The 21,776-nt window shown below is 35.3% G+C and carries 20 protein-coding genes, 1 riboswitch and 1 other annotated feature; all 20 genes read right to left on the reverse strand.

Annotated features, from left to right (window positions below; genetic code table 11):
- Window positions 1–159: 159 nt before the first annotated feature.
- The 20 genes from KRR19_RS07675 to nrdR all read right to left on the reverse strand — a co-directional run bounded on the left by KRR19_RS07675 (window position 160) and on the right by nrdR (window position 21,740).
- Window positions 160–1,236 carry an AbrB family transcriptional regulator gene (locus tag KRR19_RS07675; protein ID WP_002481143.1) on the reverse strand — a complete coding sequence of 359 codons (1,077 nt, stop codon included), beginning with the start codon at window positions 1,234–1,236 and terminating at the stop codon, window positions 160–162.
- A gap of 180 nt (window positions 1,237–1,416) precedes the next feature.
- Complete coding sequence (gene hemL / locus KRR19_RS07680) at window positions 1,417–2,706, reverse strand: glutamate-1-semialdehyde 2,1-aminomutase (protein ID WP_002481144.1); 1,290 nt, start codon at window positions 2,704–2,706, stop codon at window positions 1,417–1,419.
- Window positions 2,707–3,690 (reverse strand): porphobilinogen synthase, encoded by a 984-nt coding sequence (hemB, locus tag KRR19_RS07685; protein WP_002481145.1) that lies wholly within the window; start codon window positions 3,688–3,690, stop codon window positions 2,707–2,709.
- Entirely contained in the window at window positions 3,687–4,340 is a 654-nt protein-coding gene (locus tag KRR19_RS07690; RefSeq protein WP_234016460.1) for a uroporphyrinogen-III synthase, read from the reverse strand. Before KRR19_RS07690 ends, hemB begins: the two co-directional genes overlap by 4 nt.
- A gap of 60 nt (window positions 4,341–4,400) precedes the next feature.
- Window positions 4,401–5,327, reverse strand: coding sequence for a hydroxymethylbilane synthase (gene hemC, locus KRR19_RS07695; RefSeq protein WP_002481147.1), 927 nt, complete (start codon window positions 5,325–5,327; stop codon window positions 4,401–4,403).
- A gap of 31 nt (window positions 5,328–5,358) precedes the next feature.
- Window positions 5,359–6,183 carry a cytochrome C assembly family protein gene (locus KRR19_RS07700; RefSeq protein ID WP_002481148.1) on the reverse strand — a complete coding sequence of 275 codons (825 nt, stop codon included), beginning with the start codon at window positions 6,181–6,183 and terminating at the stop codon, window positions 5,359–5,361.
- A gap of 22 nt (window positions 6,184–6,205) precedes the next feature.
- Complete coding sequence (gene hemA / locus KRR19_RS07705) at window positions 6,206–7,543, reverse strand: glutamyl-tRNA reductase (protein WP_002481149.1); 1,338 nt, start codon at window positions 7,541–7,543, stop codon at window positions 6,206–6,208.
- Between the two features lie 252 nt (window positions 7,544–7,795).
- A complete protein-coding gene (gene yihA / locus KRR19_RS07710) occupies window positions 7,796–8,383 on the reverse strand; it encodes a ribosome biogenesis GTP-binding protein YihA/YsxC (protein ID WP_023016081.1) in 588 nt (195 codons plus the stop codon).
- Window positions 8,384–8,531: 148 nt separating this feature from the next.
- Window positions 8,532–9,794, reverse strand: coding sequence for an ATP-dependent Clp protease ATP-binding subunit ClpX (gene clpX, locus KRR19_RS07715; RefSeq protein WP_023016082.1), 1,263 nt, complete (start codon window positions 9,792–9,794; stop codon window positions 8,532–8,534).
- 400 nt (window positions 9,795–10,194) lie between these two features.
- A complete protein-coding gene (tig, locus tag KRR19_RS07720) occupies window positions 10,195–11,529 on the reverse strand; it encodes a trigger factor (protein WP_107593436.1) in 1,335 nt (444 codons plus the stop codon).
- 161 nt (window positions 11,530–11,690) lie between these two features.
- Window positions 11,691–12,632 carry a hypothetical protein gene (locus KRR19_RS07725; RefSeq protein WP_156666379.1) on the reverse strand — a complete coding sequence of 314 codons (942 nt, stop codon included), beginning with the start codon at window positions 12,630–12,632 and terminating at the stop codon, window positions 11,691–11,693.
- A 15-nt stretch (window positions 12,633–12,647) separates the two neighbouring features.
- A complete protein-coding gene (locus KRR19_RS07730; protein WP_156666380.1) occupies window positions 12,648–13,259 on the reverse strand; it encodes an NUDIX domain-containing protein in 612 nt (203 codons plus the stop codon).
- Between the two features lie 132 nt (window positions 13,260–13,391).
- The gene (gene rplT / locus KRR19_RS07735; RefSeq protein WP_002481155.1) at window positions 13,392–13,748 is read right to left on the reverse strand and encodes a 50S ribosomal protein L20; all 357 of its coding nucleotides are present in this window, start codon (window positions 13,746–13,748) and stop codon (window positions 13,392–13,394) included.
- Between the two features lie 110 nt (window positions 13,749–13,858).
- Complete coding sequence (gene rpmI / locus KRR19_RS07740; protein ID WP_002481156.1) at window positions 13,859–14,059, reverse strand: 50S ribosomal protein L35; 201 nt, start codon at window positions 14,057–14,059, stop codon at window positions 13,859–13,861.
- A gap of 31 nt (window positions 14,060–14,090) precedes the next feature.
- Window positions 14,091–14,618: a translation initiation factor IF-3 gene (infC, locus tag KRR19_RS07745; protein ID WP_031262802.1), complete on the reverse strand. Its 528-nt coding sequence runs from the start codon at window positions 14,616–14,618 to the stop codon at window positions 14,091–14,093.
- Window positions 14,619–14,641: 23 nt separating this feature from the next.
- Window positions 14,642–14,778: a sequence feature (ribosomal protein L20 leader region), on the reverse strand.
- Between the two features lie 64 nt (window positions 14,779–14,842).
- Window positions 14,843–16,330, reverse strand: coding sequence for an amino acid permease (locus tag KRR19_RS07750; RefSeq protein WP_002481158.1), 1,488 nt, complete (start codon window positions 16,328–16,330; stop codon window positions 14,843–14,845).
- A gap of 88 nt (window positions 16,331–16,418) precedes the next feature.
- Window positions 16,419–16,594: riboswitch (Lysine riboswitch) on the reverse strand.
- A 57-nt stretch (window positions 16,595–16,651) separates the two neighbouring features.
- Complete coding sequence (gene thrS, locus KRR19_RS07755; RefSeq protein WP_002481159.1) at window positions 16,652–18,595, reverse strand: threonine--tRNA ligase; 1,944 nt, start codon at window positions 18,593–18,595, stop codon at window positions 16,652–16,654.
- A gap of 319 nt (window positions 18,596–18,914) precedes the next feature.
- Window positions 18,915–19,835: a primosomal protein DnaI gene (gene dnaI, locus KRR19_RS07760; protein WP_002481160.1), complete on the reverse strand. Its 921-nt coding sequence runs from the start codon at window positions 19,833–19,835 to the stop codon at window positions 18,915–18,917.
- Between the two features lies 1 nt (window position 19,836).
- Window positions 19,837–21,267, reverse strand: coding sequence for a replicative helicase loading/DNA remodeling protein DnaB (locus KRR19_RS07765; RefSeq protein WP_103364028.1), 1,431 nt, complete (start codon window positions 21,265–21,267; stop codon window positions 19,837–19,839).
- The gene (gene nrdR, locus KRR19_RS07770) at window positions 21,267–21,740 is read right to left on the reverse strand and encodes a transcriptional regulator NrdR (RefSeq protein WP_002481162.1); all 474 of its coding nucleotides are present in this window, start codon (window positions 21,738–21,740) and stop codon (window positions 21,267–21,269) included. Before nrdR ends, KRR19_RS07765 begins: the two co-directional genes overlap by 1 nt.
- Window positions 21,741–21,776 lie beyond the last annotated feature (36 nt).

A 21,776-nucleotide genomic window follows, 5' to 3' on the forward strand; every position in this document is an offset into this window, starting at 1 on the left:
GGCTTACATAAGAGTCCGTGAGGACTTCTATTATAAAGATTTTTATACATATTTTCGAAAATTTCATAAAAAAAATAAACTACCGTTACACTTTTTCAAGTTATAACGGTAGTTTGTCTACGGTCTGTAACCGCCTCATCGGGCGGTTATTTTCATGTGCTACTTATTCAGTTTACGCTCAGTATAGCTTAAGAAATATTTTATGATTGGCGCGATTAAGAATAAAATGAAGAAAATTCTAAAGATATGGAAACTAGAAATGATGGCTACATCAGCATGTGTTTCCATCGCAACCAAGACAATTTGACTCATACCTCCGGGTGCTGCACCTAAGAATAAATCATTTAACGGCATATGATTAAAGAGTGATATTAAATAGACCATGACACCAGCTAATAAGATGAGCATTACATTTTGGAAAGCAATAGCAACTGCCACGCGTCCTTTTAAATCATTCATTAATTTAGAAATTTGAATACCGATTCTAATCATATAGGCAATCTGTGCTGCCGCAATTAAATAGTTATCCAGTGAAAATGTTTCATTCGTAAACATGTTCCAAGCAATTAATACCACAATTGGAGCCAGCAATTGCTTCGTTGGAAAATTAATTTTTGCCATTACAAAGTAAACGATCGCAATAGCAACAATCAACAATACGATTTGTCCAATATTCAACACGTGAGTGAGCGGTTCAAGTTCCACCAATTTACTGCTAGATGCTTCTCCGCTTCCACTCGACATAAAATAAGACATCATTGGAACCAAGATGACTACGAAGATAACACGTGAAGTCTGTGTTAAACTCACTACTAATATATTGGCACGCTTGTCTTCCTCAGCCATAATTAACATCTGGCTTAATGCTCCAGGAATAACACTTAACAATGCTGTTTCATTATTTACTTTTGCAATCTTTTTAAAGAAATATGCAATCAGTATTGCCATCCCCAACAGCAATACTGTTACTAAAACAATAGATAACCAGTTTTGCGTAATATCATTTAAAACCGTCCGTGTAAATGTGGATCCAATTTGTACCCCTAGTAAAATTAAACCCAACTGACTGAGCCAAAACGGCCATTCTACTTCCAACTTGAAGACTCGGATACAAATGATACTTGCGATTATAGGACCAAACATATAAGGCAGCATGATATTCATTGCAGATAGAATCAAACTGATAACGATTGCCAGTAATAATACTATAATATTATTACGCAATTTTTTATTCATTGATTACCACTACCCTTATCCCACTACTTTTCATTCATTATCATCATAACACGCTTTATACGAAAGTTATAAGAATTGATTTCTAACCGATATTATAATCGTTCACAAAAATAATTTATACAAAAAGAGAGTGAGACACCTAGAATTTGATGTCTCACTCTCTAATTAAGTGAATTTATATTATTTATTTGTGACGCGTTCAAATGCTTTATCAAACGCTTCAATTGTTCTCTCAATATCTTCTTTTGTATGCGCAGTAGATAAGAATGTACCTTCGAATTGAGATGGTGGTAAGAAGACGCCTTCTTTAGCCATTTCACGATACATTTCTGAGAAGAGTTTCAAGTCACTTTGGTTTGCTTGAGCAAAGTTAGTCACTGGACCTTCATTTAAGAAGTAACCAATCATTGAACCTGCTCGGTTAACTGTTAATGGTACATTATGTTTTTTCGCAACTTTTTTCAAACCTTCTTCTAAAATATCTCCAAGTTCATTGAAGTATTCATAGCTTTCTGGTGTAAGTTGACTCAGTGTTTCATAACCACTTGTCATTGCTAATGGGTTACCTGATAATGTACCTGCTTGATAAATTGAACCCACTGGCGCAATTTTATCCATAATTTCCGCTTTACCGCCGAATGCACCGACTGGTAAACCGCCACCGATTACTTTACCTAAGCAAGTTAAGTCAGGCATAACATCGAAGTAACCTTGTGCACAGTTATAACCAACTCTGAAGCCAGTCATAACTTCGTCAAAGATTAATAATGAACCATACTCATTCGTGATATCTCTTAATCCTTGTAAGAAACCTTCAATTGGTGGAACAACCCCCATATTACCTGCTACAGGTTCTACAATCACGCCGGCAATGTCATCGCCATACATTTCAAACGCTTGTTTAATCGCATCTAAATCGTTATAAGGCACTGTAATCGTACTTTTTGCTGTTCCTTCAGGTACGCCAGGAGAATCTGGTAAACCTAAAGTCGCAACACCAGAACCCGCTTTAATTAAAAGTGAGTCACTGTGACCATGGTAGCAGCCTTCAAACTTCACGATTTTATCGCGGCCTGTGTAACCTCTAGCCAAACGAATTGTATCTTGAGTTGCTTCTGTACCTGATGAAACCATTCTGACTTTTTCAATTGATGGTACACGGTCGACTACAAGTTCTGCCAATTTAATTTCTTCTAATGTAGAAGCACCAAAACTTGTACCTTTATCGACTGCTTTATGCAAGCTGTCAATCACTTGTTTGTTTTCATGACCTAAAATTAAAGGTCCCCAGCTTAATACATAATCAATATACTCATTTCCATCGATATCATAGATTTTAGAACCTTTACCATGATCCATAAAGATTGCTGGCATATCTACAGATTTAAATGCACGAACTGGACTATTCACACCGCCGGGCATTAATTGTTCAGCTTTTTTAAATGCTTCAATAGACTTTTCGTAACTCATTTATTTGTCCTCCTTATCTAAATAACGACAAACATCTTTCGCGAAATACGTAATAATCATGTCTGCACCTGCTCGTTTCATTGAAACCATTTGTTCCATAACGTTACGTTCTTCGTCAATCCATCCTTGTAATGCAGCTGCTTTAACCATACTGTATTCACCGCTGACATTATATGCGATAACTGGAACATTCGTTCTTTCTTTAACATCTCTGATAATGTCTAAGTAACTTAACGCAGGTTTCACAATCATCATATCTGCACCTTCTTTTAAGTCACTTTCAAGTTCAAGCAGTGCTTCACGACGGTTAGCTGGATCCATTTGATATGTTCTGCGATCACCAAATGATGGTGTTGATTCAGCAGCATCACGGAATGGACCATAGAAACTTGATGCATATTTAATACCATAGCTCATGATTGGAATATTGTAGTAACCTGCATCATCTAAACCTTTACGAATTTCAGTCACAAAACCATCCATCATATTACTTGGCGCAATAATATCAGCACCCGCTTCTACTTGAGAAATTGCTGTTTTCACAAGCAATGGTAATGTTTTATCATTATCAACATCATGTGTATGATCATCAATTAAACCGCAGTGGCCATGATCTGTATATTCACATAAACATGTATCTGCTAACACTAACATGTCTGGATAAAGTTTTTTAGATTTTCTAGTTGCCTGTTGAATGATACCTTCATGTGCATAAGCACCTGTACCCACTGAATCTTTTTCATTTGGGACACCAAAGAACATCACCGCTCTGATACCTAAATCATAAGCTTCTTGCAATTCTTCTTCTAGGTGATTCAAGCTGATTTGATAAATCCCTGGCATAGATGGAATTTCTTGTTTAACATCGTCTCTTTCTACGACAAAGATAGGATAAATCAAATCTTCTTTACGTACGTGATTTTCTCTTACAAGACTGCGCATTGATTCATTAATACGTAATCTTCTGTGTCTATCAAAACTCATTTAAGATTCCTACTTTCTTTTATTGTATAGATTAAACCATCAATTGTTTGTTTTTGTGCTATGACAGCATCATAACCATTTTTACGAACTGTTTCATAAGTTGGTTGACCAATAGCATAACACTCAAAATCAGGTTGTACTTGGCATCGTTTCAATGCTTTAAAAAAGTTCTCAGCGGAAGATGAACTCGCAAATGCAATACCATCAGCTGACTGTTCTTTTAACAACTTAATCGCATAAAGAATATTCTGTTGATGCTCAACAGGTTCATATAAATCAATTTTTACCACATCTGCCCCACGTTCTTTTAATACCTCTTCTAATATAGGTCGTGCTGCTTTACTGCTGGGTATAAAAATAGAGGCTCCTTCTTTGAACGTAAACTTATCTAGAAATCCTTCTTGTGAAAAATCTTCAGGACAAAAATCTACTTCTATACCATGTTGTTCACAAAAGCGTTGTGTTTTTTCACCTATAACTGCTACCTTTTCATAGCGTAATAGTGAAAGATACGGCAAAAAATATCGCACTGCGTTTTTAGAAGAAAATACAAGCCAAGTATAAGAACGATTTAATACAGAATCATCAAAAGCGAGTGGTTCTAATTTAATAAAAGGCAAATGTATCCATCTTTGATCTTCTGTTGGCATTGAACTAGATTGCGTCATTATGACTGATGCACTCATAGCAATTCATCTCCGACTTATAGATTAGGCTTCATCATTTAATGCTTTAATGATTTCATATGCACCTTGTTCTTTCAAGACATCACTTGCTGCTTTGCCAAGTTCAACTGGGTTTTGTCCGTTAACCGTATGTTCAAAGCGTTGTTTACCGTCAGGCGACATAATCAAGCCTGTAAATGTTAGCTGTCCGTCATTATCAACTGTTGCGTAACCTCCAATAGGGACTTGGCAACTACCGTTCATTTCTTTAAGAAACGTACGCTCTGCAGTAACACATTCTGCTACGCTTTGATTATGCACTTTTTTCAACAGGTCTAAAAGTTCTTCGTCATCACTACGACATTCAATTCCTAGTGCACCTTGACCGATTGCTGGAATGAGTAAATCTGGTTGTAAATACTCGGTAACGATATCATCAGACCAACCCATTCTACGTAGGCCTGCAGCTGCGAGAATAATCGCATCATAATCTTCAGTTTCTAGTTTATTAAGTCTTGTATCGATATTACCTCTAATCCATTTGATTTCAAGATTAGGGTATTTTGCTAGGATTTGTGCGCCACGTCTTAAAGAACTTGTACCAACAATGCTACCATCCGGTAAATCTGCAAGTTTCACATGATTTTTAGAAATAAATGCATCAAATGGAATTTCTCTATCAGGAACACATCCAAGTGTTAGCCCTTCTGGTAATTCACTTGGCACGTCTTTTAAAGAGTGAATGGCTAAATCAATCTCATGGTCAAATAAGGCTTGTTGTATTTCTTTAACAAACAAACCTTTACCCCCGACTTTAGAAAGTTGTCTATCTACAATCTGATCACCTTTTGTGACGATTTCTTTGATTTCAATATCTAAATCTGGTTGTACCTCTTTTAACTTTTCAATAAATTGACGACTCTGAGTCAATGCCAATTTACTTCTTCTTGAACCAACGACAAGCTTACGCATGCCAACGTCCTCCTCTGCATAAGGTTATACTTTATCCGAAGAAATTCGGAAAATGAGAAATAAACAATAAGTTGAACATACTGAAAAGATAAATCAGCATATTAAATAAAACATGATTTAAAGGGCTTACCCATTTTCTTGTTCGTAAGAGAATGTAGATACCATAACAAATCATTACAATTATTGAAGATACCACTTTAGGATCTAGCAAAATATTGAAACCTATTGTCTGAAAACCCCATTGTGCGCCTAAAATTACTCCGATAATTAAAATAACTAATCCGATGACTGTTGAATAAAACGTCATCTTTTCTAAGCTGTACACACTACCTATTCTAAAATATTTTTGATCGAAATGCTTGTGTTTAAGGTTACGATACTGCAATACATATAACACACCATTTACAAATGCGAGTGAAAATAATGCATAACTGATAATGGCCAGCGAGACATGTATAATCAACAATTCATGATTAACATTGAATTCTGCATCTCGAATATATGTTTCATTTGGTCTGAAGGTATGTATCGACATCACAACAAACCCAATGGCATTAAACAAAAATATAGAAAAGTCTAAATGTTTTACAACACTGATGACTATAGAAATCGATAAAATCATCCAGTTCAAAAAATAAAACACATCAAAGACCGAACCGAGCGGAACCGCTCTGGCCATATTGATATATAAAGACAAAGAGATTGTTTGCAGTAACCAAACAATCCCTAGTGTGTAGAACCCTAAGGTTCTAATTTTATGATTCTTTTTAAAAAAATCATAAAAATAGCAAGAAATACTGAGTAAATAAATCAGCAAGGTTACTTCATGGAAACGCACGAAAAATATATCTTGCATATCATCACCATACTATGGCTGTTTAATCAAAACCTAAGATTTGTCTTGCTGAAAGTCGGCGTTCTTTTTTTGCAACACTCTTTTCATATTCGCTTTCAGCTTCAATATCAAAGATATTTTGGAACAGCTCTAATTTTTCACTGCTATTTTTATCATTACTCAATTCTTTAGCTTGTTTAATCGGATCTTTCAACATTTGATTAATGATACTTTTAGTATGTTTAGAAATCACTTTACGTTCACGTTCACTTAAATCAGGTAATTTACGGTCAATGCTATCCATAGTTTCTTGTTGGATATGCATTGCTTTTTCACGTAAAGCTCTGATAACAGGAACGACACCTAACATGTTGACCCAATCGTTATGCGTTGCGATTTCATGTGGAATTTGTTCAGCGATTTGCGCTGCTGCTGCTTCTCTTTCACGTAAATTAGCATCAACAAGTCCTTTTAGGTCATCGATATCGTAGCTGAAAATGTTCATGTCGGATTCAATAGCTGGATCAATATCTCTAGGTACCGCAATATCGATTAAAACCATTGACTCTTGTTTACGTTGACGTTTTACAGATTCCATCATATTTCGAGTAATAATATAGTCAGATGCACTTGTTGAACTAATTACTATATCCGCATTGACTAATAAGTTTTCTAATTCTTCCATAGTGGCATAAGAAGCTTGATGCTTCTCTGCTAATTGACGTGCACGCTCAGCTGTTCTATTCACAACCGTAACATGTTCGATACCTGAACCCATTAGGTTCAGTAATGAGAGTTCACTCATTTCGCCGGCACCAATAATCACAGCGTGTTGTGATTTAAGATTGCCGAATACTTTTTTAGCTAATTCTACGGCTGCATATGAAACACTGACAGCATTATCAGCAATATCAGATTCATGATGTGCACGTTTCGCAAATGTGATTGCTTGTTTAAATAAATGATTGAAAATCGTACCTGTTGTACCAACTTCTTGTGCTGTAAAGAATGCATCTCTCATTTGGCCAAGAATTTGTGTTTCCCCTAACACAATAGAATCTAAGCCTGAAGTTACATTAAATAAATGTTCTACAGCTTCATCCCCCACCAATGCTTCAGACATTGATTTGATTTCTTCAACTTCTAAACCGAATTTACGCGCTAAAAAGCGTTGGATGTAATAACGTCCAGTGTGAATCTGGTCTGCTACTGCATAGACTTCTGTTCGGTTGCATGTTGATAAAATCACGTTTTCTAATATTGATTTAGTTTCAAATAAATCAATATGCGATTCTTGTATGGCATCAGCTTTGAAAGCAACTTTCTCTCTCAGTGCTACATCAGCGGTACGATGGTTGATGCTTATCGCAATTATATGCATTTTTAACGCCCTCCATACTATTGACAATACACTAATTATAACACACAAATTTAAACCTTAAAGTCATCAAACCTTTTTAATTAGAAATATTCTAATCTAGAAAAGGTCTAGTCATAATTTTGTCATATTTCACTTTAAATGCTAACTACATCCATATTATTGACACATTTGCTAAAAAGTTGATACTCACAGTCTTTATCATGATTCATAGGTTTCATAAATAATAAAGGTCACCTTTTTACATAAAACTCATTATAAATAACTTTGAATCGCATTCCATATCACTTGTTGATTCTTATTATTTATCGATGAATAACTGATAATTGTATCTTCACTTTCCATTTCAAGTTTTTCTCTAATCACTTTAAGGTGCTTTTGAATCTTACCTTTGGCGATTTTATCTTGTTTCGTCGCAATGATTAAAACCGGCAGATCATAATACTTTAAAAAATCATACATCAGTACATCGTCTTGAGTCGGCGCATGTCTAATATCAATTAATTGGATTACCAGCTTCAATTGTTCACGTTCAGTAATATATTTTTCTATCATTTTACCAAACTGTTCTCTCTGTTTTTTACTTACTTTCGCATAGCCATAACCTGGTACATCCACAAAAACAAGTTGTTGATCTATATCATAAAAATTCAATGTTTGTGTTTTCCCTGGCTGTTGTGAAGTTCTTGCCATATTTTTACGTCCAATCATACTATTGATGAACGTTGATTTGCCTACATTTGAACGCCCGCTTAACGCCACTTCATCAAGTCCTGTTTCTGGATACTGATCAGGTTTGACTGCACTGATTAACAGTTCTATATTATTTGGGTTGATATTCATATTCGACCTCTTTTCTACTACTTTTAGATTGATTCGCGTTTCATTATATCAAATTTTAATTTTAAAAGTGAATCTATTATCAAAAATGCCCATAAAAATAGCACTCTCCTACTCTCAACAGAGTAAAAGAGTGCTTGATTTATCTAAACTATGCAGAAGTTTTTTCTAAATTCACTTTGTTTCCTTCCGCATCGTACAATTCTGGTGTAGATTCATTATTGATTGTATCAGCAGTGATAACCACTTTTGCTACATCATCTGTAGATGGAATATCATACATGATTTCAATTAATGACTCTTCAATGATTGAACGTAAGCCACGTGCACCAGTTTTACGTTCGATAGCTTTTTCAGCAATCGCTGATAAAGCTTCTTCAGTAAATTCTAGTTCAACATGATCTAGCTCAAGCATTTTTTTGTATTGTTTAACTAACGCATTCTTAGGTTGCGTTAAGATATTTTTCAATGCTGAAATATCTAATGTTTCTAAGTTTGCGACAATTGGAATACGTCCGATAAATTCTGGAATTAATCCATAAGATTGTAAATCTTCTGGACGAATGTGTTCTAATAGTGCACTTTCATCAACTTTCGCCGCTTCATTGCTTGCGAAGCCGATTACTTTTTCACCTAAACGACGTTTGATGACATCATCGATACCATCAAAGGCACCACCAAGGATAAATAAGATATTCGTTGTATCAATTTGAATAAATTCTTGGTTAGGATGCTTACGTCCGCCTTGAGGTGGAACACTTGCAGTTGTACCTTCTAGAATTTTAAGCAATGCTTGTTGAACACCTTCACCTGACACATCACGTGTAATTGAAGTGTTTTCTGATTTACGTGCAATCTTATCAATTTCATCCACGTAAATAATACCTTTTTCAGCTTTATCAATATCAAAGTCAGCTGCTTGGATTAAACGTAGTAAGATATTTTCTACGTCTTCACCAACATAACCTGCTTCAGTTAAACTTGTTGCATCCGCAATCGCAAATGGAACATTCAATGTTTTAGCTAAAGTTTGTGCAAGTAATGTTTTACCGCTACCTGTAGGTCCGATTAAAGCAACGTTACTTTTTTGTAGTTCTACATCGTCATCATTCGGTCCTAGTTGTTGGATACGTTTGTAGTGGTTGTATACAGCAACAGATAATGATTTCTTAGCTTTTTCTTGACCAATTACATAGTTGTTTAATTGATCCATAATCTCTTTCGGGGTCGGTAAATCTGTAAATTCTTCTGTAGCAGTTTGCGCAAGTTCTTCTTCAACAATTTCTGAACATAATTCAATACATTCATTACAAATGTACACGCCGCTACCAGCTACAAGTTTCTTAACTTGGTCTTGGTCTTTACCACAGAAAGAACATTTCAATTTTTCTTCATCTTCATTGAACTTAAACATTTATTATTTACACCTCTATTCCATAAAGACTATACTAAAACACTTTATAGTATGCAATAAATGTGTTTATAGACTTTATCGTTTCTTTTAAAACCTGTATATATCCGACATTTTTGCAGGTTTTAGTTCATTTACAATTATTTTTATTTTATCTATGGTGATTTCATTACTTTATCAACTTGTATATTGAATATATCATTTTGTAAAGGTTATGCAACAAAATTGCTTACAAACAATATAGCACAAGCATATCTAAAACGAAATGATTTCGACCGTAAATCACTGTAGAGGATGAAATCACATGTTTTAATTCATATGATGCACATGCATCTCAGTATGAATCAGTTATCATGCAACTTCACCCTCTACCTATTCATTTATTCAATTGGAAATGAATGAATTATTTTTCTTCTTTTTCTTCTTTTTCTTCTTCTTTGTTATCTTCTTTACCTTCAACAAATTTAGCATTGTCTACTAATAAATCGATAACTTTTTTAACACGTACATCACCTTTAATTAAGTCAGTGTTGCCTAATGTTTTCTTGATATCTTCAGCAGAGATACCGAATTGTGTGCTCATTGCTTCTAACTCTTTATCAACATCTTCTTCAGATGCTTCTACGTCTTCAGCATTCGCAATCGCAGTTAATGTTAAGTTAGTTTTAACACGTGCTTCTGCGTCGTCTTTCATTTGTTCTCTTAATTGAGATTCATCTTGACCAGAGATTTGGAAGTAAGTTTCTAAGTTAAGACCTGATTGTTGAATACGTTGTTCGAATTCTTGCATCATACGGTTTAACTCAGTGTTAATCATAGCTTCTGGAATATCTACTTCAGCATTTTCAACTGCTTTGTTGATTGCTTCTTCTTTTTCAATATTTTCAGCATTGACTTTCTTTTCTTCTTCAAGACGTTTGCGAAGATTTTCTTTATATTCATCAACGCTATCTGCATCTGAATCTAATTCGTTCGCAATTTCATCGTCTAATTCTGGAACATTTTTGTATTTGATTTCATTGATTTTTACTTTGAATGTTGCTTCTTTACCAGCTAATTCTTCAGCGTGGTATTCTTCTGGGAATGTAACTTTAACGTCTTTTTCTTCACCAGTTTTTAAGCCAACTAATTGTTCTTCGAAACCAGGGATGAACATACCTGAACCGATTTCTAAATCGTAACCTTCAGCTTGTCCGCCTTCAAATTGTTCACCATCAACATAACCATCGAAGTCTAAGTTTACAGTATCGCCTTCTTCAACTGCACCATCTTCTTTGATTACCATTTCAGCTAAGTGACCTAAGCTGTGATCAATTTGTTCTTGTAATTCTTCGTCTGTTAATTCAGCATTTTGTCTTTCAATTTCAAGACCTTTGTATTCACCAAGTTTTACTTCTGGTTCAACTGTAACAGTAGCGTTGAATTTCAAGTCTTTACCTTTTTCGATTTGTGTTACTTCGATTTCTGGTTGATCAACTGGTTTGATACCAGTTTCTTCGATAGCTTCACCATAAGCTTCTGGTAATAAGATATCTACTGCATCTTGGTAAAGTGCTTCTACACCAAAACGTTGTTCAAAAATTTGGCGAGGAACTTTCCCTTTACGGAAACCAGGGATATTTACTTGTTTAACTACTTTCTTGAATGCTTGATCGATTGCTTGATCTACTTTTTTAGCAGGAACTGTAACTTCTAAAACGCCTTGGTTACCTTCCTTTTTTTCCCATGTTGCTGTCATGTATAAAAACCTCCATGATAATCCTTTTTTAATTTTTCAACTTTTTCATTATAGCATACGTATAAATTGGTTACAAACCTGGTGATTAGAACGTATACGCAATGTTAAAACAAACTAATTTTTCATTTTCTATCAAGGTCAATAATATCATATTACCCCAATTATTGAGTGATATTCTGTTCTATCGCATGAATCCACTTCAAAACAGGTTCACTCATATGTTTCTCTGCTGATTCTGATAGATTCAACATATCTTCTATATAATTGAAGAATGTGTCAATCCATGCGTCTACAGGTGCTTCTTGTTCGATTTCCAATGGATAAATACCAATTGCAAAACCTTGCAACATCTGTGAAATTTCACTTCGCATCTGACTGCCGAATTGGTCTTCAAATTGTTGCATCACCGCTGGAATTACCTTTTGTGTAAAAGATGCATATTCAAGTCCTGGCAGAGCTTTCGGTACGACTTTAAATTCTGCATTATTTTTAACAAAATTGATTTCGTGTTGATACTGCGCTTTTTTCAAATATTCTAAGATAATTGTTTGCACATGCGAATGAAGTCGTTCTTGATTTAAAATTTCCGCAAAAGTTTCCGCAAAGCCATATTGGCCTTCATGCATCATATCGAATAATAAATATAACTGTTGATCAATAGTCAGCGTTGTAAAGCGACTCATTTTTGAAATATAGTGCTTTTTATTTTGATTCAGCTGCATTTGTGCATCTTCTTTAATAGGAAACAACTGCATGCGTATATCATGATCTTTTACTTGATCAATAATCTGATTGAACAGGTTAACACATTCATAATATTGGCCTAACCCATGCAGACTTGTCATATAATACACCATTAAGCGATTATATGCATCGAAGCCTTGTTTCAACAAAATAATCGCTTCTTCACGCAATTCTAAGTATTGTTCCATTCTCAGAAGCATTTCACACTTCAATAAAGCCAAGTCAGTATCGAGTTCAAAATCTTTTTCATACTTCATAAAAAGATCATACATCTTATCATACTGTTCATGCTTAAAAGATGTTTTAATATCATTAATCAATTTGGATTGATTTTGTGGAAATGGGATTATGTCAGTCATTATTAACACCCGCTTCTAATTAAATGCTTGTAAGATTAATGCACTCCATGTTTCAAAATCATCGTAATTTTCAATTTTACCTTGATTCATCCATTTGATTTTAAGTGTGTCAGTTTCTTTTGCTTCTACACTTTTTGAATCTACTCTGATTTTAAATACGACACCTAAATGAACTTCTCCTACTTCGTTCGTATCATCGTTAATAAAACCAATGTATTCCATGTTTTGTGTTTTGCTGCTGTTAAGACCGACTTCTTCTTCTAGTTCACGTTGTGCGTTCACACGTAAGACTTCATTAATAGATTGTGCATCCATAACATCATTCATATGACCGCCGACACCAATTGATGACTGTCCATGCAGACGACTTTCACCGCCACCAGAAAGGCGTTCATATACTAATATTTCGCCCTTTTCGTTCTCTAATAAACAATATGAAATTAATTGTTTATATGTCGGATCTTCTTCCATATCACCGCGACGTTTCACTTCGTACTTGTCTAAGTTATCGAAAATCGCTTCCCCTGACGGATCATTTTTTGATAAGAAACCATTAAATGCGTCTTTTTCTTTGTTAAAAACAATTTCTCTTGGTACTACAATTATTCTTTCATCAAATTTCGACATGTGTTTCTCCTTTACTTTGTGTTTATGTACTTGTCTGTATTCTATCAAAGTTTTAAAATCAACGTAAAGTTGTATTAAAAAAACTCAATCATCAGTACGCTTATCTACCAATGATTGAGTATTGTAAATGAATTATTTTAAAGCTGCTTTAGCTTTTTCAACTAATTCGCCGAAAGCTTTGTCGTCTGAAATTGCAATTTCAGAAAGCATTTTACGGTTAATGTCGATGTCAGCTTGTTTTAAGCCATTCATTAATTTTGAGTAGCTTAAGCCGTGGTTACGAGCTGCTGCATTGATACGAGTGATCCATAATTTACGGAAGTCACGTTTTCTTTGACGACGGTCACGGAATGCGTATTGACCTGATTTCATTACTTGTTGTTTAGCTACTTTATATAAAGTATGTTTAGAGCCGAAGTAACCTTTAGCTAATTTGATTACTTTTTTACGACGCGCTCTTGTTACTGTTCCACCTTTAACACGTGGCATATTGAATTCCTCCTTGGTTATATCTATAACTCTGATTATTTTTGATTTGTTTCAGGCGCTTTCTTTATTTCAAAGCTAAAGCTGACCTGTGTGTTTATCTCGTTAATAACTTATTTTTTGTAAGCTAATAATTGTGCTACACGTTTCATATCACTTTTAGAAACTAAAGCTGATTTACGTAATTGACGTTTTTGTTTAGTGCTTTTGTTTGCGAATAAGTGAGAAGTATAAGCTCTTGAACGTTTTAATTTACCTGAAGCAGTTCTTTTAACACGTTTAGCTGCTCCGCGGTGTGTTTTCATTTTAGGCATAATGAAATTCCTCCTGTAATATCTTTAAAAATTATTTTTCTGCTAGTGGTGCTAGCATAATAAACATTTGACGGCCTTCCATTTTAGGCTTTTGTTCAACTGTAGCGATATCTTTGCATTCACCTGCAAATTTCTCTAATACACGTTGACCAATTTCCTTATGAGTGATGGCACGTCCTCTGAAACGAATTGAAACTTTACATTTATCGCCTTTAGTTAAGAATTTGCGTCCTTGTTTCAACTTAGTTTGGAAATCATGTTCCTCAATTGTTGGACTTAAACGAATTTCTTTAACATTGATAACTTTTTGTTTTTTCTTCATTTCTTTTTCTTTTTTCTGTTGCTCGAATTTGTATTTACCGTAATCCATAATACGAGCAACAGGTGGTTTAGCGTTAGGCGCTACTACGACTAAATCTAAACCAACACGATCAGCCATTTCTAATGCTTCACGTTTTTGTTTAACACCGATTTGTTCACCGTCTTGACCAATGACACGAATTTCTCTTGCGCGAATTCTATCGTTAACTTGCGTTTGATCTTTTGCTATGGTTAACACCTCCGTTATATTTACGAAATATCCCAAGTAAAAAAGAGCGGACACAGAAGTGCCCGCTCTTTTCCATAAAGTCAACGTCATCATTGTAACGTTGTTTTGGACCTGCCAACAGCCTTAAGCGTCGCTACAGGTGAGAAGCGGGAAGCTTCTACTTGGTTCGTTTCGTATTCAACGTATACAATCATATCAACATTACAAGACAAAGTCAATTAAAATTTTTAACTTTATTTAAATTGGCTCATATCCACGTCTTGACTTAAGTCAACTTGTTTCAATGGAATTTTTTTAGTTTTATATCTGATTTTATGATACAAGAAGAATGCTAAGAAAACTGGAATACCCATGTAAGTGATAATGAAGCGATTTGGATCAAAATCACCTGTTTTAATGAAATCAACATCTTGGCCGATAATAACAATCACACATAAGATACCTGCGAATATCGGACCGAATGGGAACCATTTAGCTTTGTATTTCAATTCATGTTTATCATAATTTTGGACTTTAAATGCACGTCTGAATCGGTAGTGACTGATTGCAATACCAACCCATGCGATAAAGCCTGTCATACCACTTGCTGCAACGATGTATTCATATGCATCACCGCTTAAGCGTTGTATTAAGAAGATTAATACTGTTACGGCGCCAGTTGCGATTAATGCTAAGAATGGCACACCATGCTTTGTAGTTTTACCAAATGCTGATGCTGCAAGTTTATCTTTACTCATAGAGTACAACATACGTGTTGATGCGTACATACCAGAGTTACCTGCTGATAATACTGAAGTTAAGATAACTGCGTTCATAAATGATGCCGCAAACGCTAAACCAGCATTTTTAAATACTAATGTAAATGGTGATGTCGCGATGTTATCTTCTCCGCCCATCAATGCTGGATGAGTATAAGGAATAATCATACCAATTACAAAGATAGCTAAGATATAGAATAATAAAATTCTCCAGAATACTTGTTTAATTGCTTTTGGTACAGCACGTTCAGGATTTTCTGATTCCCCTGCTGTAATACCGATTAACTCTGTTCCTTGGAATGAGAAACCAGCAATTAAGAATACACCTAAGATTGATAATAAGCTTCCGCCTAAATTACCACCTAAAATCGGGCCGTCACCAGAAGTAAATGTTTCAAATCCGATGAATTTACCGCCCATGATACCGACAATAGTAAGTAAACCGATACCAATAAAGACAATAACTGTTATTACTTTAATTAATGCAAACCAATATTCACTTTCACCATACACTCTAACTGATAATGAGTTTAAAGCGAAGATGATGATAAGGAAGAGTACACTCCATGCCCATGCAGGAATGCCTTTCATTGGATCCCAGTACTGAATCACTTGCGCTGCAATAGTTACGTCAGCTGCTACAGTGATAACCCAGTTAAACCAATAGTTCCATCCTAAAGCAAAGCCTAATGATGGGTCTACAAATCGTGTTGCGTACGTACTGAATGAACCAGATACTGGTAAGTACGTTGCCATTTCTCCTAATGATGTCATCAAGAAGAACACCATAATACCGATAACTGCGTAGGCGATTAATGCGCCGAGTGGTCCAGCATCATGAATTGCACCGCCAGATGTAACGAATAATCCTGTTCCGATACATCCCCCGATGGCGATCATGGAAATATGACGGTCTTTCAGACCTCTTTGGATGCCTGCATCCTGATTAGATTGATTGTTCATAATCGATTCCTTTCTTTAGTATAGAGGCTTGCATGAATACAAAAAATGATGGCCGCTACAGATATGCGACCATCACTTGAAATTTATCATATACGGTAGCACATCACATTATGTGACAGTCCAGTTCCTATTCGGAAACTGACCCAAAATACAATAGTTATGGCTATTGTAAATTTCGGCATCTTTGCCTTTAACTTATTCAACCTACGCTCCAATAAAGCTTCTGATAAGCAACTCATCAAAGATGCAACCTCTAACACTTTTTTAATATTTAATTAACTACATTGTAATATACCTTAATTCCAGACTGATTTCAAGGTCTTAATTTGAACGTTGTTTTTTTAGACGAATTTCATCGACTAAATTCCAGATGAATTCATCTTTTTCTACAGTTTCTTGATCTTTAGAACCGTATTTACGCACGTTCACTTCATTGTTTTCAATTTCTTTGTCTCCAATTACAAGTTGATATGGGATTTTATGCATTTGTGCTTCACGGATTTTATATCCCATTTTTTCATTACGATCATCAATTTCTACACGCACACCTTGTGATTTTAATTCATCTTGGATTTGACGTGCATAATCATAATGTAAGTCCACATTAACTGGGATGATTTCAACTTGCATTGGTGCTAACCAAGTTGGGAAAGCCCCTTTAGTTTCTTCAGTTAAGAATGCTACAAAACGTTCCATAGTTGATACCACACCACGGTGGATAACTACTGGACGGTGTTCTTCACCATCTTTACCGATATAAGCTAAGTCGAAGCGTTCTGGTAATAAGAAGTCAAGTTGAACTGTTGATAAAGTTTCTTCTTTACCCATAGCTGTTTTAACTTGAACATCTAATTTAGGACCGTAGAATGCCGCTTCCCCTACCGCTTCTTCATACGGTAAGTTCATTTCATCTACTGCTTCTTTCAACATTGCCTCAGCTTTGTTCCACATTTCATCATCATCGAAATATTTCTCTGTATCTTCTGGATCACGATAGCTTAAACGGAAGCTGTAGTTTTCGAAACCAAAGTCTTTGTATACTTCTTGAACTAATTCAACTACACGTTTGAACTCTTCTTTAATTTGATCTGGGCGTACGAAGATGTGTGCGTCATTTAAAGTCATACCACGTACACGTTGTAAGCCTGATACCGCACCACTTGCTTCATAACGATGCATTGTACCTAATTCAGCAATACGAATTGGTAATTCTCTGTATGAATGTGGTTTATTTTTATAAATCATCATATGGTGTGGGCAGTTCATCGGACGTAAAACCATTTCTTCAGTTTCGTCCAATTTCATTGGTGGGAACATGTCATCTTGGTAATGATCCCAGTGTCCTGAAGTTTTATATAAGTCAACATTAGCTAAAACAGGTGTATAAACATGGTCATAGCCTAAACTCACTTCTTTATCTACGATGTAACGTTCAATTTCACGACGAATTGTTGCACCGTTTGGTAACCATAATGGTAAACCAGCGCCTACTAATTGACTGTTCATAAATAAGTCTAATTCTTTACCGATTTTACGGTGGTCACGTTCTTTACGTTCTTCAAGCATTTTTAAATGTGCTTTTAATTCTTTTTTATCAAAGAACGCTGTACCATAAATACGTTGTAACATTTTATTGTTGCTGTCACCGCGCCAATATGCACCTGCTGTAGATAATAGTTTGAACTCTTTGATTTTTGAAGTAGATGGTACGTGTACACCACGGCATAAGTCAGTGAATTCACCTTGTGTATATAGTGTCACATTTTCATCTTCAGGAATTGCATCGATTAATTCTTGTTTATACGGATCGTCTTTAAAGAAGTCTTTCGCTTCATTACGGCTGACTACTTTACGTTCAATTTTATGATTTTCATTTACAATTTGTTTCATTGTTTTTTCGATTTCGGGGAAATCATCTGAAGAAATTTTAGCATCAGTATCGAAATCATAGTAGAAACCGCCTTCAATGACAGGACCTACACCGAATTTCACGTCGCCATACAAACGTTTTAATGCTTGTGCCATTAAATGCGCTGTAGAGTGACGTAACACTTCAAGTGCTTCTTCACTGCCAGGAGTTACGATTTCAATTGATCCATCTTCTTCAAGTGGACGAGTCAAATCAACCATTTGTCCATTAAATTTACCTGCTACTGCTTTTTTTCTTAACCCAGGACTGATTGATTGTGCGATTTCTTCAGTAGTAATGCCTTTATCAAATTCAGAACTGTTGCCATCTGGAAATGTAATACTAATTTTGTCCATTCATAAACGCCTCCATTTATAATCTTCACGTAAAACAAAAAGAACCCCGCCCTATAAAGGGACGAGGTTCTCGTGATACCACCCTAGTTTAAGAAACAGAACATTCCCATGATACTGTTTCTCATCTCTGCATAAGATAACGGTCTTGAGCCGGATATCCATTACGAATATCATTTATCTAAAAGGGAGTAACATATTAGTATGTTAACTGCTTTCTCATCACCAGCAATTTTCTGTATAACAGTGAAAAACATGTCATATCCTTTAATGTTTACGTTGATTTAGATTTAATTCTATTATAACTCATTTTCAAAAAATATCAATCATCACGATAATTCTCGCCGACTAATTCATAGGGTTCTGCTAAAGATTTAATACGTTCCATAATTCTAGCAGCTTTTGTCTGTTCAGAGCCATCTCGCGTCATCGCTAAATGGTGTTCTAAAGCTTTGAAATCAAAGTTTGAGCTAAAGAATGTCGGCAACTCTTGTACCATTCTATAATGCAGTAATGGTCCGATGACTTCGTCACGCACCCATGGTGTGACTTCTTCTGCACCGATATCATCTAGCATGAGGATATTCGCTTCTCTGACCACTTGTAATTTACGTTCAAATGAACCATCTTTAAATCCATTTTTTAACGTACGGATGAATTCAGGTAGGTATACAATTGTTGAAGGAATCAGTTTGGACTTCAATTGATTGGCAATCGCACCTAAAATAAAGGATTTACCTGTACCAAAAGAACCATATAAATATAAACCTTTAACACTTTCTCCTCTTACGATTGCTTTGCATAATTCATCAGCTTTCATAGCTACATTTAAACGTTCACGATTATCCATATAAATATCTGCTAATTTAGCATCTAACGTATCTCTCTGCATATGATGTGAAGTGATTAAATGTGCTTCTCGTTGTTCTTGATCGTGTTTGATTTTGCATGGACATGGAAGGTATTTGATTTTAATTCTGTTATGTTCAATATAGAGTTCAGGTACATGACCTTTAACAAAGTTAGGACAATCTTTGAATTCATGGCCATCATAATGTTTTTGCTGGTCTTTATATTCTTGCAAAATATTCAAGTCTTCTTCAATCATCCGATTCGTTACTTCAGATTGATGTTCTTCTAGGAAGCGTTTAACGTCAGGATCATTAATTACATCTCTTTTAATTTTCTCAAATCTTTTTTGAAAATCTGGAGATGTCTGCATGATATTGCTGAAACGTTTCATATTATTCATCCTCCTTCCATGTTTCTTTTAAGTGTTGTAAAAAGGCTGCACTATCTTGCGCGAGAGATTGGTCGGTTGAAGCGGATGAACGTTTTTCACCTTTCTTACGACGTTTTTCATGTTCTCGATTCAACAGCCAATCAGGTGTAATCTCTTTTGATACAGGATTTCTTCTATTATTAAAGCGTTTTGGACCGCTTTGTTGTTGATAACTTTTAGTTTGACGTTCTTGTTCATCCTTTTTCAACTTCATCACATGATGATAGGCTTCTTCTGCAGAACTGATTTCCAATTTTTTCCAGTTTGATGCAATCTCTAATATATACTTTTTAGTCAATTTCATCCCACTATTTAACATGGCGTATTGTAATAACATATTAATTACACCAAACGGTAATTGTTCTCGCACGATTATGTCTTCTATCATATATTTTTGTTGAGGTGTCGGTTCTGAACCCGACCACCCTGTCAACATATCAATCGGACTTAAATTATCCATTAATTTAAACCATTGTTTAAACTCTTCATCTGTTTGAGGAATAGAATTGATTTCTATTTGTGCCTCTTCTGCAGTTTCTGGTCGAACAGGTTCTGCTTGCGCCTCTAAAGACGGCAATTGATTTTCGTGTTCAATCGCATAAAACGCACGCGCTTGTTTACGCAATTCTTCAAACGAAATTTTTTGTGCACTTGTCAGCGATTTTAAAATCAAATTCTTCATCCCTTCCGGCGTTATACCGTATAGCACAGCGAGTTGTGTAATGAGATGTTTCGTTTTTTCTTCTATTATTTCTGCACTGACAAAATGATTGCTTAGTAATTGATACAACAATTCGAAGTCAAAGTGAACACGGTCTAAGTTCATACCATCGTATTTTTGTGTTTCTGTTATTTGATGTGTCGTATCTACCTTATCTAACGCATGATTTGGTACTTTAAAAACATCTGTAAAATTTCTTGTCACTTCATGATAATTTGATAAATCAACTTGTGTCGTTTCAAAATAACGACGTAATTCATGGAAACGTTTACCCTCAACTTCTTTATAGAGATAAACAGATAACATAGGATCATTGAAAAATGTTTTTGGTGATGGCGGATCGACTAACAAATACACAAATTGTGATTGATTTTCATCATGTTTTGCATAGGTTTTAATCAGTCCAATCGCTTCCAAACGATTCATTTCTTCTCTGAATTGACCTAGGTTTAATTTCAACTCACTCATAATCACATAATGTGTATAGTCTTTTTGTTGTTTAACCTCTGCAAACTGAGAAAGATAATGATACACACCGATGGCTGTTGTACCGATAAGTGGTGTAAACAAACGGTTCAATACTTCGAGTTGAGATGCAGAAAGTTTTTGTGCTTGCAGCACTTTGAATGGATCTTGCGGACGTAATCCAAAGTCATTTTGACTCAACTTCATCAAGATTCACTCCGTTTATTCTTTTCTTGTAAGATGCCTTGCATAGATTCAAGCAATTGATCGACATCTTTAAATTCTTTATATACAGAGGCGAATCTTACATAGGATACTTGATCCACATGCATTAATAAATTCATCACATGTTCGCCAATTTCTCTTGATGAAACCTCTGCATGGCCTTCATCTCTTAAACGCCATTCTACTTTATTTGTAATATCTTCAAGCTGTTGATAACCGACTGGTCTCTTTTCACACGAACGAACGAGCCCATTCAATATTTTGTCACGTGAAAACTGCTCACGTGTGCCATCTTTTTTCACTACGATAAGCGGACTCATTTCAATATGCTCAAATGTAGTAAAACGAGTGCCGCAATTTTCACATTCACGACGTCTGCGAATGGCATTGGCTTCATCAGCATGTCTAGAATCTATCACACGAGAATGCGTAGAATTACATTTAGGGCATTTCATTCATTTTCACCTCTTTAATTGATTACGCCTATTATA

The organism is Staphylococcus sp. CWZ226 (genome assembly GCF_018986355.1).
Classification (GTDB): Bacteria; Bacillota; Bacilli; order Staphylococcales; family Staphylococcaceae; genus Staphylococcus; species Staphylococcus simulans.